Genomic DNA, 13,600 nt, shown 5'->3' with positions numbered 1-13,600 from the left:
GAAATAAGCTTGTCTTTAGGGCGGGCTTTATTACACCATTTCAAATTCTTTTGGGTAAATTACCGTTCCTGCTACATTTTTAAGCCCGTCTTTTTCTAATTCAATGGCCATAAAAAAGTTTGACGGCACATCGAACGGCGCTTTAATATTCCATTTGTTGGCGGGTTCAAATCCAAATTTTGGATAATAATGTTCGTGCCCCAACACCACTACCGACTTAAATTTTAAGCGCTTTGCCAGTTCAAGCCCTTTTTTTACAAGTTGCCCGCCAATTCCACTTTTTTGGCACTCAGGGCTTACCGCCATTGGGGCAAGTCCTAAACTCTCAAATAGGTTTCCGTTGCTGTCTTTTATCAATATTTTGGTCAATAAGATATGCCCTACAATTTTATTGTTTTGGGTTGCAACAATTGAGAGACTGTCTAAAAATTAAAAATTGGCATGCCAGTCCTAAAAATTGATAGGAAAAAAGTTATTAAAAGAGATGTGAATAAAAGACTATCAGTTTGACGTTTAAATAATAATTCATAGCTTTATGAAAATCAAACACATAAAGTAAAATGAAAACCTACCCAAGCAGTCTCACCGATAGTCAATGGAGTGCAATATTAGGCATTTTAGACGACAAACGGAAACGAAAACACAGTTTAAGAGAAATTTTTAATGCGCTGTTCTATTTGCTTAAAACTGGCTCAATGGCGCATGCTGCCGTTCCATTTTCCGTCATGGAAGCTTGTTTACTACTATTTTACCAAGTGGAAGAAGGATGGGACGATAGAACTCATCCATGAAATACTCAGGATAAGACTCGAAAGCAAGCAGGCAGGGCTTCATCGCCAAGTGTTGGTATAATTGATAGCCAGAGGGTAAAGGCACCGAGCGTCGGAGGCTTTTGCGGAGGGATGGACGGGGGTAAACAAGTTAAAGGGAGAAAGCGGCATATTGTTGTCGATACAATAGGACTACTTTTTAGCGGTTGTGGTTCATGCGGCAAATGAGCATGACAGTAAATCAGCCCCAATGGTTATAGCTGACCTCAGAGGCAGGTTTTGCAGATTGGTAAAGATAGTAGCTGATGGCGGGTATAGAGGCGAGTTAATTGAAAATACCCGCAAAACGTTTGGGTGGGTGGTTGAGGTTGTAAGTAGATCGAATACAGCCTCGAAATTCGAAGTATTGCCAAAAAGATGGATTGTTGAAAGAACTTTTGCATGGCTCGAAAGCTATCGAAGATTGAGTAAAGACTTTGAGTTCCAAACCGAAACGAGCCAGACAATGATCCAACTTGCCATGATAAAATTGATGCTTAATAGAATTAGAAAATAAAATTTAGACAGGCTCTGAAAGTTCCGGAACAAAAACATCCGGATTGCCCCTTAAAGCAACTACCAATTTTGCTTCGTTATCTTGCCCAAATGCTGCTCGGTTAAGCTCAAAAACCTCGTCAAAATCGGCTGTTGTTTCTTGCCGCAGCAATATTTTTTTTGTCATTTTGTTTTTTTAAGCACATTATTTTGTACTGATGGCGCACAAATTACTAAGTTTTAATTTACGTCATCTTAAGGTGGTTGTATGTTTAATGTGCGGTCATTCTTTTAATTCCGGATATTTACTACCCAAAACAGCGCGTACTGATAATAAATTTGCCGTCTTGATTGCTATGCAAACAAGCAAACTTCATCAAACATTAATTTTGCACCCAATTTAATGCGCCCTAACCTTTTTGCTTCGGTTAGAGCGCACCAATAAAATAGCAATTTTTATAAGTCGTGAACTATATAAACATCTTCAAAACTGCCAGATATAGTAACCGTTTTAGGTGGTTGGTCACCAGACGTGAATACGCCAGTAAAATTTCCCGAAACATAGCGGTCGGTACTTTTGCCAAGCGGCGCAGTCGATTCGGTATCGGTTATAGTAAGCGACCCCGAAATTGCGTAAAAACCAGTTGGCGACCCCGAGGCAGTGTGATTATATACCCCAAAACCGTCAGGGGCAACTATTGTATAAGTTCCGTTTGAAATGCTGGTAGCAGTTTTTGCCAATAAATTGATAGACCATGTAGTACCTTCGGCACAATATAGACTCAGCCCTCCAAGAGAACTGAAAGAACCAAGAACAGAATGAGTTGTAGAACCCGGCGGAATGGCCTGGTCAATGGTTTGGGCATAGTCGCCGGTTACACTTGCCTTAAAATCTGCTGTTTTTAATACAGGGTTAGTGTTGTCGTCTTTATTACAAGAAGAAAAGGCAAGCATAATTGTTAAAAGCAAAAAAAACGAAAAAATAAATTGTACTTTTTTCATGGGAAAATAGTTTGAGTGATTATGAAATATGAAATTGTAAAACAAACATGGAAAGCGCAAATACTGCCGCTATCCGGAAATTTAACTTATTCCGTCTTCGTTAGCAATATTATTTAAAAAGTTTAGTCGGCGCTTAATCCTTTTTTATTTTACGGCTGTGCTTTTTATCTTTTCATCGCATAGTTCAATGAATAAACAAATTGAAATTGTTTATTTCCGGAACAAAAGTACTACAATCCAAAACTATATATTTACCTTATTTTTAAGTTTTTATATTTTAGCTCCAATCTTTTATTTCAGTCTTTCAAATTTGGCCTGGAAAAAGCGCAAATATTTAGGTTCGTAAATCATTTTCAATCCTTTGATGCTTTTCCGCCTTCTGTACACATTGTAAGCAGACTCGGCAATTACATCCATGTGTGCCTGCGTGTAAACCCGGCGGGGAATGGTAAAACGAACTAGTTCTAATTTTGGGTAATAGTTTTCGCCGTTTGGCTTTCTTCCGGCCGATACAATTCCGCGTTCCATAGTGCGCACGCCCGAGTCAATATAAATTTCGGCGGCTAATGTTTGTGCCGGATACTCATCTTGCGTAATATGTGGAAGAAATTGTTTGGCATCAACAAAAATTCCATGTCCACCAATAGGTTTTACAATTGGAATACCATATTCCATCATTTTATGCCCAAGGTATTCAATTTGCCCCACACGTGCTCGTATATGGTTGTCGCTCAAGCTTTCTTCAATGCCAATGGCCATCGCTTCCATGTCTCGGCCGGCCAAACCGCCATAGGTGTGCAAGCCTTCGTACACTACTACCAAATTTCTTGCCTCTTCAAAAGCATCCCAGTCATTAATGGCCAAAAAGCCGCCAATATTTACTAAGGCATCCTTTTTTGCGCTCATGGTGGCACCATCTGTATAAGAGCAAATTTCAAAAACTATTTCGCGGATGGTTTTTTTCTCGTAGCCTTTTTCGCGTTGCTGAATAAAGTAGGCGTTCTCGGCTACGCGGGTCATGTCGTGAATAATTTTAATGCCGTGTTTATTCGTGTACGAGCGAACCTCTTTAAGATTTTCCATACTAATGGGCTGCCCGCCTGCCATGTTTACATTTGTTGCAATGCACACATACGGAATTCGTTTGGCCCCATGTTTTTTAACAAGTGCATCTAATTTTTTTAAATCTATATTGCCTTTAAATGGGTGCAGATTTTCTGAGTCGTGCGCCTCGTCAATAATAACATCGGCAAAAGTGCCTCCGGCTAATTCTTGGTGTAGGCGTGTGGTAGTAAAATACATATTACCCGGAACGATGTCGCCCTCTTTAATCAGTATTTTTGAGAGAATATTCTCTGCACCTCTTCCTTGGTGGGTAGGAATAATATATTTGTAGCCATAGCATTTCTGGATAACTTTTTCGAGGTGGAAAAAATTTCGGCTGCCTGCATACGCCTCGTCGCCCAGCATCATACCCGCCCATTGACGGTCGCTCATGGCCGAGGTACCACTGTCGGTAAGTAAGTCAATATAAACGTCTTCAGAGTTCAACAGAAAAGTATTGAAGCCGGCATCTTTGATTGCTTTTAATCGTTGCGGGCGCGAAGTCATTTTTAGTAACTCCACCATTTTCATTTTGTATGGCTCGGCCCATGAATGTTTAATTTTTTGTGTCATGCTCTATATGTTTTAATAATACTTGGTAACGGAAAGGATTAATGTGAGCATAAATTACAAAGCATAAAGTTTTAATTTTAACCAACATATTAGATAATTTTAAGAAATGTAAAGTCCTACCTGCAAAGTTAAAATAAGTATTTTTAAAAAATTGATTTTACAAGTAAAATATTGGCACTTTAATTTATTTTTCCGGAGCTTAGTGATTAAGAGACTGTCTAAAAATTAAAAATTGGCATGCCAGTCCTAAAAATTGATAGGAAAAAAGTTATTAAAAGAGATGTGAATAAAAGACTATCAGTTTGACGTTTAAATAATAATTCATAGCTTTATGAAAATCAAACACATAAAGTAAAATGAAAACCTACCCAAGCAGTCTCACCGATAGTCAATGGAGTGCAATATTAGGCATTTTAGACGACAAACGGAAACGAAAACACAGTTTAAGAGAAATTTTTAATGCGCTGTTCTATTTGCTTAAAACTGGCTGTCAATGGCGCATGCTGCCGTTCCATTTTCCGTCATGGAAGCTTGTTTACTACTATTTTACCAAGTGGAAGAAGGATGGGACGATAGAACTCATCCATGAAATACTCAGGGATAAGACTCGAAAGCAAGCAGGCAGGGCTTCATCGCCAAGTGTTGGTATAATTGATAGCCAGAGCGTAAAGACAACAAGCGTCGGAGGCTTGTGCAGAGGGATTGACGGGGGTAAAAAGTTAAAGGCAGAAAGCGGCATATTATTGTAGATACAATGGGACTACTTTTAGCGGTTGTGGTTCATGCGGCAAATGAGCATGACAGTAAATCAGCCCCAATGGTTATAGCTGACCTCAGAGGCAGGTTTTGCAGATTGGTAAAGATAGTAGCTGATGGCGGGTATAGAGGCGAGTTAATTGAAAATACCCGCAAAACGTTTGGGTGGGTGGTTGAGGTTGTAAGTAGATCGAATACAGCCTCGAAATTCGAAGTATTGCCAAAAGATGGATTGTTGAAAGAACTTTTGCATGGCTCGAAAGCTATCGAAGATTGAGTAAAGACTTTGAGTTCCAAACCGAAACGAGCCAGACAATGATCCAACTTGCCATGATAAAATTGATGCTTAATAGAATTAGAAAATAAAATTTAGACAGGCTCTAAGAATATTTGTCGGATGCAAAGATACTCTCAATTTGGCTACAAGTTTCAATAAATTTCAGATTAGGCAGTCTTAATTCCGGAAAAATAAAAGTTTTTTTGCGATTTGGAGCAACTCACATCGTCAAATGGAGAAACTATGCGCATAGCAGTTAATTAATCTTTCACTATTATTTTTTTAAAAACATGAGTAAATTAATCATCAACGTATTAAAGCTGTTTTTTATGGCTTTTGTAGCTATGGTTGCTATTACCAGTTGTACCAAACAAGACGACATAGACCAACCAATAAGCGTTGCTGGCAAACTAACAGACGATGCTACCTCGTTTGCAAGCAACAATTACCAGCCAACAACTGCTACCAACAAACCAACCGGCGACACCAACAACCCAGCCGACCAGCAAGCAAGCAACGCCCCTATTTTACCACCTAAAGAAACAATGGTATTACCCGTTTCTGGCCAATCTGGTAAAGCCGGCGGAGCGCAAGGAATTGCGCACTTTGTTGCAGCCACAGCAGTGGGTTTTTGGAACACTATTTTAACCGTTAATGTAGCACTACCCGTTGCGGCCTTTGCCGAGTCGTTCAAATATACCCCGTTTTTTTTGGATGGCAAATGGCACTGGGTTTATTTTGTTAATGTAAACAACGTATTTTATTTAGCCAATCTGCAAGCCGTTGATAACGGAACAACCATTGATTGGAAAATGTTAGTAAGCAAACAAGGCGAGTTTAGCAATTATGTTTGGTTTACAGGCACATCAGACAAAGATGGCAACAACGGCAACTGGACGATAATGCAAGGCCCCGGCGTAAATGCCCCCTATCTTGGTATTGAATGGACAAAAGAAAGCGACAAAGTTGGCAACATCAAGTTTACCAACCTTGTTGAGGGCGACGGTGCAAAAGGCTCCTACATTCATGCCGGATTAATAAATGACCCACAATACAACGCTTTTTACACTATTTTTAGTAAAGCCGATAATAATTTGGGTAATATTGAGTGGGATACAAACGGTAGTGGTGGCCGCATAAAATCGCCTGGCGCATTTGGCAATGCCAGCTGGCACTGTTGGGACTGGGCTACTGTTGACATTATTTGCCCCGAATAAGAAAACCAACGAACCAACTAACTAATTTTATTTATTGACAATTAGTTAAGAAGACAGCTTAGAACGCTGTATTGTTATAGTTCCGGATGCTTAATTGCTTTGTTTAAACGCAAACAGTTGAACATCCGGAATTTTATTTGTTTTGTTGCCAACCAAAGGTCTTCCAAAACAAAAAATATAAGGCTTCGTTTAAGCAAACAGGTCTAAAAAAACAACAAAATAGTCCACCAAAATAAAATATAAATGCCCGCCAACAAAAACTAATGTACCTTTGTAGGCAGTTACAAGTTAAAACATTAACCCCCTTGCCCAAGCCGCAGATATTTCATGCCTGCTTCATACACTACAACCGTTAATGATGAGTGGCAATTTGAATTTGCCGATGCCGATTTATTGCCCTCAAACTGGGATTTGGCAACCATAACCCCTAACGCGCGCTACCATTTATTGATAAATGGCAAATCGTACAATATTGAGGTAGCCGAGCTAAACCAGGCCCAAAAAACAGCCAAATTGCGTATTAATAACCATATTTATTCCGTTAGCCTGCAAACTAAATTAGATGCACTGCTGGCAAAAATGGGTATTAAAAACGCTACCCAGAACAAAATTGACACCATAAAAGCCCCCATGCCCGGATTGGTGCTAAAAATTGAGGCAACACCCGGCCAAGCCGTCCTTAAAGGCGACACTTTGTTAGTTTTAGAAGCTATGAAAATGGAAAATGTTATAAAGGCCCCTGCAAATGGTACGGTTGCCCAAATATTGGTGCAACAAGGGCAAGCAGTCGAAAAGGGAGCCGTTTTAATTAATATGCAATAAATTACCTAAGTATTACCACCTTTTCTTCCGGAAAAATTAGAAATAAATCCGGCAACTTAAACAACAGATGCACCAAACATTATCTTAAAATTAATTGTTAAAAATAAAAATGTAACTGCGCTTGTATTTTTTGGCAATTCAAAACGTCTAATATACGTAATTGCGGATGTGCCTTCCAATCTATTAATTAATCTTTAACCATAATACTTTAAAAAAAACATGAGCAAATTAACACCCTCCGTATTAAAGCTGTTTTTTATGGCTTTTATAGCCGTAGTTGCCATAGCCGGCTGTACTAAAAAAGACGAGCCATCGGGCAATGCCCCGCAACTACCCCCTAAAGAAACAATGGCTTTACCCAATTTTGATAAATTTCCTAGCGGCAAAACCGACGAAACTCAAGGACTTTCGCACTTTTATGCAGCCGCAGGGGTAGGTATTTGGAATACCATTTTAGCCATAAATTTAGTACTGCCTGTTGCAGCCTTTGCCGAGTCGTTTAACCATACCCCATTTTATAAAGATGGTGCATGGAACTGGGCTTATGCTGTTAATGTAAATAATGTAATACATTTAGCCAACCTACAAGCCATTGATAACGGAACAACCATTGAATGGAAAATGCTAATAAGCAAACAAGGCGAATACAGCGATTTAGTTTGGTTTACAGGCACATCGGCCAAAGATGGTAAAAACGGAAGTTGGACGCTAATGAAAGACCCTGTTTCTAATATACCCTATATTGGTATTGAATGGACAAAAGAAAACGACAAAATTGGCAATATCAAATTTAGCAACCTTATTCCAGGCGACCCCGGAAAAGACTCCTATATTCATGCCGGATTAACCGCCGACACCCAATACAACGCCTTCTACACTATTTTCACTAAAAACGACAATAATATGGCTAATATTGAGTGGAATACCCTCTCGGCCAATGGCCGGATAAAATCGCCCGCTACATTTAACGATACTAACTGGCATTGCTGGGACTGGACTTTGGCAGACATAATTTGCCCCAACTAACCAATTTTTTATTGTCGTTCTTTCTTTTGTAAGAAGAAAGGCAGTTAAAATTTACAATTATCATAATCCGGATGCTTACTTGCTTCGTTTATATACAAGGCAGCTAAACATCCGGAATTTATTTTGCCGAATTTTAACCTCTTTAAAGCAAAAAACCATCTAATTAATTAACCATTGCTATTGGCACTTTGTTGTAAGGCTTGGTAAGTCAGTAAAAACCAAATGAATAACGACAAATTAAAGCCGGCAACCAGCAAAGCCCCGCCAATTTTAGCATGTAGCACATAAGCCACAAAACACAATATATAAATAACAAACGGGTTTATAAAAGCTAATTTGTTGCTAAAAGGAGTTTTTCCGCCATAAATAACTGCGGCCATACTTGCCGATATGGCTCCAAAAAGAACTACCAACACAACCCCAACGGGTTGCAATAAAAACAATACGTGTTGGGCAAAATCTGCCGCAGCAGCTATATTATTACCATTGCTTTCAAGGTTTAAGGCGGGGGCAGCAATGCCGGCCATGCCATGCCACGCCACGCCTACGCAAAGCGTATAAACCGCTGTGGCAAAAACAAAATTAGCAGTTTTACGATGTGTGGTTGCCAAAACCTGCCGCAAAGCCCAACAGCCCAACAACATAAACGGCAAAACAAACACCCCCAACAGCCCTCCCAGCATAGACCTAAAAGGATTGTTTATGCGCCGCAAAACCTCGTCAAAGCCCAATTCGTAACCGCCTTGTGGGTTATAAAGTAACAACACATCGGCAAGGCAGCCTATGGCGGCAGCTAATGCCCCAAATAAAGCAAAAAAACGGTAACGGTCTATTGTGTGGCGCGACATAAAACACAAGTTAAGCAGCAAAATTAAGTAAAAACAACCAAAAGCTTTACAAACACAACCACCACGATTTTATTACCTTTGTAGCCGCTAAATAGATGAACAATACCGCAATAGTATTGCCCAAACTGACAACATGATACATTTTATTAAAAAAGCCATGCGCCTGCTGGGTATTACCCCTAAAATGGTTCAATATGGTCATACAATAGTGCAATTTAATTTGCCCAACCAAGACCAAGGGGTGGAATTTGCCCAATGGAATAACCCCCACGAAAAACCCAAAATCATACATGCCAACCAGCTGCAATTTTTTGCCCAATTTATAAAGCCCGGTCAAATGGCTATTGATATAGGTGCACACACCGGCGACACTACCGTACCCATGGCATTAGTGGCTGGCAAACAAGGATTAGTATTGGCCTTCGACCCCAACCCGCTTGTTTTTGAGGTTTTAAAAATTAATGCCTCCTTAAACCCTAACCTAACCAATATAATGGCCTACCCCTATGCTGTTGCCGAGCAAAGTGGCGAGTTTTACTACCATTCGTCCGAAAATTCGTTTAATAATGGCGGAATTTCGGCAAAAAACGATGGGCAACATGGCGCCTTCGATTTAGGGCAAACCGTACAAGCTGTAGAGCTAACGGCATTTTTGCAAAAAAATCATCCGGATAAATTGCCGCAGTTAGCACTTATAAAAATAGATGCCGAGGGCTACGACCTCCAAATCATATCGGCAATATCCAATTTAATAAACAATTACAAACCCGTAATTATTGCCGAGTGCTTTTCGAAACTAAACAAAGCCCAGCGCAGCCAAATGTGGGAAACCATGCATCAACATGGCTACGAACTGTTTTATTTTTCCGGATTTGACATAAACGCCAAAGTGATTAAACTTGCAAGCCCCAGCGACATGTTGCGCTGGAAACATTTTGACTGGTACGGCCTTCCGGCGGGTGAAAACAAAACATAAGCAAATAAGCAGCTATTTTGCATAGTCGGCCACCACTACCGATTTTTTATAGTGCCGCACCGTGCCATTTGGCTTAAAAACCTCGGCATATACAATATAAATTCCGGTTGGTGCTTTGGTGCCGGCATCGGTGCTGCCATCCCATTTAATAAAATTGTTCGGACTAAGTTGTTCGTTTCGGGCTAAGTGGCGCACGGTACGCCCGCGCGTGTCAAAAAGGTAAACATTGCCTGTATAGCCCGGCTCATCTAAAACAAGGGTAATTTGGGCATAGTCATTATAACCGTCGTTATTGGGGCTAAAAGCGGCAGGGCTGATGGTTAGCGGTTCATCGGCGGGAGTGTTGTTGCCATCATTGGGCTGTTGTTGCGAGTTGGCATAACCCGGCGTGCCATTACATGCCCCCGCCGCCGCCGACTGCCAGTTATTTGCATCTTGTGTGGTTGCAAAAACATCAATACGTTCAAGCGCTACGCCTTGCGGGTTGGTAATTAGTGGGCTTTGCCAGTTGTCGTTATAATGTATTTTATCTAAAACAACGGTGCCAAATAAATCGGTAATTGCTACTACGCCTTCGGCATCGTCAAAAATGGGCAAAGCTGTTTCAATAAAATTACCCCCTAAATTTGGTTTACATAGCCCAAATTTGGTTTTTATATTTTCAATATTAACTGCCAGCAGCACATACTCCTCAGGATACAAAGTATAACGCAGTTTAGTAAGTGGTGTTACATCTATCAACGAGTCGGGGTTTAGTGCTACATCGGCGTTGGCAATATACCAGTCGGCCAATTGGATAGCCTTGTTTGAAGTGGTGTTGTAAAGCTCTACATAATCGCTGCCGTAGGGCAATGGGTTAAACAATAGCTCGTTAATAACTATGTCGCCGGGTTGGGCAAGTTGGGTAAGCGCTAATTTTGCGGTTTGTTGCTGGGCTTGGTTGCCGGCGCAATCGGTGGCAGTAAATACGGTTACTAAGTAGTTTTGTTCTGTTTGTAAGGGCATGTTTAAGGTTAAAATTACCGAAAATGCGTCTGTAGCGGGCATTTGCACTGTTTTTGGCTGACCAATGCCGCCATCTATGGTGTAAATAGTGGGTTGCGCAGCAGCCATGCGGTCGAGGGGTTCGTTAAAAATAAGCTGAACGGTTTTGTTGTTGATGGCTTCGGCGCGCAACAAAACGGGTATTTTTTCATCCGGATTTACCCCAGAAGTAGCATTTTTTTCGCCCGGAGTTCCGCCAATAACAGCAGTCGAGGCTGTCCAATTATCAGCTCCGGCACAAGGATTATTCGGGTCAATCAACTCCAAGCTCCACCCGCCTTCTTGCCTAACAGCATCATGATAAAACGATTTATTGTAAGAAACATTATGTATTAGTTGGCCGTTGGCATCTTGCAATAAAATATCATCTCCATCAACATTAAAAGTTATAGCTGGGCTTAATCCAATTACCGGAAGCCCTCGCTGAGTAAATAATCCGGTTTTTGAGGCCGAACAAACCAGCACGTAAGCATTTGGCAACAATAAATAGGCGGGCAAATAAGTAGTATCTATGGCATCGCGCAATATCCAGCCTTGTAAGTTAATAGGTTTGGTGCTGCGGTTATAAAGTTCAAGGTAAGCCGATGCCGGCAAATCTAATTCGGGTACATTGTAAGGTGTAGTCAAATCCACGTAAATTTCGCTTATAAGCACGTCAAAAGGGGCAGCCGGCTGAGGAACGGCTAATTGCACTGCTAAATTGTTGGCCTCGTTGCCAAAACAGTCGCGGGCATAACCTATCGTTAAGGTGTAAATATTACCTGTTTGAGGTGGGGTGTTTAGGTACAAAATGGCTGTATTACTGGCGTTGTTATAGCTTACGTTTGTAACGGTCAGGTCTTGGCTTAGGGTGTAATTAGCATTGTCGGCAACATTGAGGTTAGAAAGCGTTTCGGAAAAAACCAGTTCAATATTGCCCCCACCGACTACATTGATACTAATAACGGAGGGTGCTGTTTCATCCGGATTTAAATTGGCTACGCTATTAGCTGCTCCGGGTGTGCCTCCGGCATCATTTAAAGAGGCTGCCCAATTTAGCGCCGACTCGCAATACACTTTTTCTTTGATGCGTTCAATGGCATAGCCGCCATCGTCTTTATTAGTATCGTTATACCATTTATCCGTAAAATTAGCTTGGTCTATTAGGTTGTTGCCGCTTAGGTCGGTAAGGTAAAGGCTTTCGCCGGTATTGTTTATAGATGGAAAATCGGGTATAGCGGCTACAATTCCATATTGCGCTAAAGCGGTTGCGGCATCGCCGGTTTTACAAATTATGGCGTATTGTTTTGGCAAAAGCAGTACATTGGGTAAAAAGCCTCCGGTTGTAATGGGGTATTGGTCGGCAAAGCGCAGGGTGTTTAACGGAATATCGGCATCGGTAGTGTTGTAAATTTCTATGTACTCGAAGTTTGGCAGTGCAACGGGTGGGTCGGGGTCGGCCATAATTTCGGTAATAATTATACTTTGTGCCAAGGGGGCAAAATAGGTAAAACTGACGCTTTGCGCGGCGGCAATATTGCCCTTGAGGTCGCTTATATTGGTGGCGGTAAGGGTGTAGTTGCCGTTTGTAAGTGGAGTGGCGGGCGTAAGCTGTACTTGCAAGGCGTTGTCCGGATTTAGTAATGCGGCGCTGGCAAAACCATTCCAGTTGGCTAAATTTTGGGCAGAGTTTGCCTCGAGCGGTTCGTTAAAATTGGCAAGTACTAAGTTGGCGTTTTGTGCTTGGGCGTTTAGTAGTTGCGGTGGGGCAGTGTCTTGCTCAAGGGCACTCATAAACACGTCGTCTAAAAAGTATTTGGTGTTGTTTGCCGATGAGTATTTAACGTAAATGCCAAAATAGCTACAAGTAGTGTAGGTAAGGTCGGTAATACTGCCTTCGGTGGTATAATTTCCCGAGATGCCGTAGTCGCGCTCTAATGTCCACAAGCCGGCGGCGCTGCGGTTTACTTTTATCCGGACGGGGTTGTCGCTATTACTTGCCAACAAGCCATCAAGGCCATCAATAATGGCAGTAAACTTACCTGCATCTTTTCTAAACAAACTAATTTCGTCGGGGGTGCCGCCAATACGCACCACATAGCCGCTGCCGGTGCCCAATAAATTAGAGGTGTCAGCAACCAAATATACATCTATAAAATTGCCTGAAGAGGTGGCTAATTTTGGGTTCGCCCAAAACGACCACGTTGTGGCACCTAACAAACCTGTTGCCGGATGTGTAATTGCTAACTCGGTGCCGGTTACTCCGGGTCCGTTGGTTTGTAATTGGTCGGCAGTAAGGGTAAAATTGGCAAGGTCGCCAGCCCAGTTTGAACCGATGGTGCCGGTAAAATTATCGCAAACAGTATAGGCGCTGGGTGGCAGGGTGGCACAATCGGGGTCGGGTTGTTGTGCATATAAGGGCAGGGCATTAAAAAGCCAACAACAACAAAACAGCCATACCAATAACAGTACAGTAAAAAAACGAGCGGTAACACGCAAAAATATCATTGCCTTTTGTTTGAGATAAAATTAATTAATAAAATAGCAGCTTCTAAGGTACAATCATTGTGTGTGGGTTGTTTTCGCCGAGCTGCTTGCCCGGCAAATATACGCAAATACACCGTAAAGATTAGCACCTGTTTTAAGGCAACAAACCGACAACAGTTATTTTG

Annotated in this window: 10 protein-coding genes and 2 pseudogenes; 6 read left to right on the top strand and 6 right to left on the bottom strand. The window is 41.4% G+C overall.

The window, feature by feature from the left end:
- Positions 1-30 precede the first annotated feature (30 nt).
- Complete coding sequence (locus tag IPI59_02780) at positions 31-411, bottom strand: N-acetyltransferase (GenBank protein MBK7526488.1); 381 nt, start codon at positions 409-411, stop codon at positions 31-33.
- A gap of 149 nt (positions 412-560) precedes the next feature.
- Here IPI59_02780 and IPI59_02775 point away from each other — a divergent pair.
- A pseudogene (locus tag IPI59_02775) lies at positions 561-1,326 on the top strand (IS5 family transposase).
- Positions 1,327-1,329: 3 nt separating this feature from the next.
- Here IPI59_02775 and IPI59_02770 read toward each other — a convergent pair.
- From IPI59_02770 to IPI59_02760, 3 genes are all read right to left on the bottom strand, one after another.
- Positions 1,330-1,491, bottom strand: coding sequence for a hypothetical protein (locus IPI59_02770; GenBank protein ID MBK7526487.1), 162 nt, complete (start codon positions 1,489-1,491; stop codon positions 1,330-1,332).
- Positions 1,492-1,760: 269 nt separating this feature from the next.
- The gene (locus tag IPI59_02765; protein ID MBK7526486.1) at positions 1,761-2,306 is read right to left on the bottom strand and encodes a hypothetical protein; all 546 of its coding nucleotides are present in this window, start codon (positions 2,304-2,306) and stop codon (positions 1,761-1,763) included.
- A gap of 291 nt (positions 2,307-2,597) precedes the next feature.
- Positions 2,598-3,983 (bottom strand): tyrosine phenol-lyase, encoded by a 1,386-nt coding sequence (locus IPI59_02760; GenBank protein ID MBK7526485.1) that lies wholly within the window; start codon positions 3,981-3,983, stop codon positions 2,598-2,600.
- 356 nt (positions 3,984-4,339) lie between these two features.
- Between IPI59_02760 and IPI59_02755 the strand changes: the two are divergent.
- The 4 genes and pseudogenes from IPI59_02755 (at position 4,340) to IPI59_02740 (ending at position 8,081) form a co-directional block, all read left to right on the top strand.
- Positions 4,340-5,105, top strand: a pseudogene (locus IPI59_02755) (IS5 family transposase).
- A gap of 201 nt (positions 5,106-5,306) precedes the next feature.
- Positions 5,307-6,233: a hypothetical protein gene (locus IPI59_02750; protein ID MBK7526484.1), complete on the top strand. Its 927-nt coding sequence runs from the start codon at positions 5,307-5,309 to the stop codon at positions 6,231-6,233.
- Between the two features lie 327 nt (positions 6,234-6,560).
- On the top strand, positions 6,561-7,055 hold the full coding sequence (locus IPI59_02745) for a biotin/lipoyl-binding protein (GenBank protein MBK7526483.1): 495 nt from the start codon (positions 6,561-6,563) through the stop codon (positions 7,053-7,055).
- Between the two features lie 219 nt (positions 7,056-7,274).
- On the top strand, positions 7,275-8,081 hold the full coding sequence (locus IPI59_02740) for a hypothetical protein (protein MBK7526482.1): 807 nt from the start codon (positions 7,275-7,277) through the stop codon (positions 8,079-8,081).
- Between the two features lie 167 nt (positions 8,082-8,248).
- On the opposite strand, the gene IPI59_02735 is transcribed toward IPI59_02740, so the two are convergent.
- Positions 8,249-8,929 carry a hypothetical protein gene (locus tag IPI59_02735; protein ID MBK7526481.1) on the bottom strand — a complete coding sequence of 227 codons (681 nt, stop codon included), beginning with the start codon at positions 8,927-8,929 and terminating at the stop codon, positions 8,249-8,251.
- A gap of 133 nt (positions 8,930-9,062) precedes the next feature.
- Here IPI59_02735 and IPI59_02730 point away from each other — a divergent pair, with 133 nt between their 5' ends.
- Positions 9,063-9,905, top strand: coding sequence for an FkbM family methyltransferase (locus tag IPI59_02730; GenBank protein ID MBK7526480.1), 843 nt, complete (start codon positions 9,063-9,065; stop codon positions 9,903-9,905).
- A gap of 12 nt (positions 9,906-9,917) precedes the next feature.
- Here IPI59_02730 and IPI59_02725 read toward each other — a convergent pair whose 3' ends face one another.
- Positions 9,918-13,436 carry a lamin tail domain-containing protein gene (locus IPI59_02725; protein MBK7526479.1) on the bottom strand — a complete coding sequence of 1,173 codons (3,519 nt, stop codon included), beginning with the start codon at positions 13,434-13,436 and terminating at the stop codon, positions 9,918-9,920.
- Between the last annotated feature and the right edge of the window lie 164 nt (positions 13,437-13,600).

The organism is Sphingobacteriales bacterium (assembly GCA_016706405.1).
GTDB lineage: Bacteria > Bacteroidota > Bacteroidia > Chitinophagales > UBA2359 > BJ6.
The sequence above is the reverse complement of the archived record's forward strand: the minus strand, read 5'-3'. Positions and strand labels throughout refer to the sequence as shown.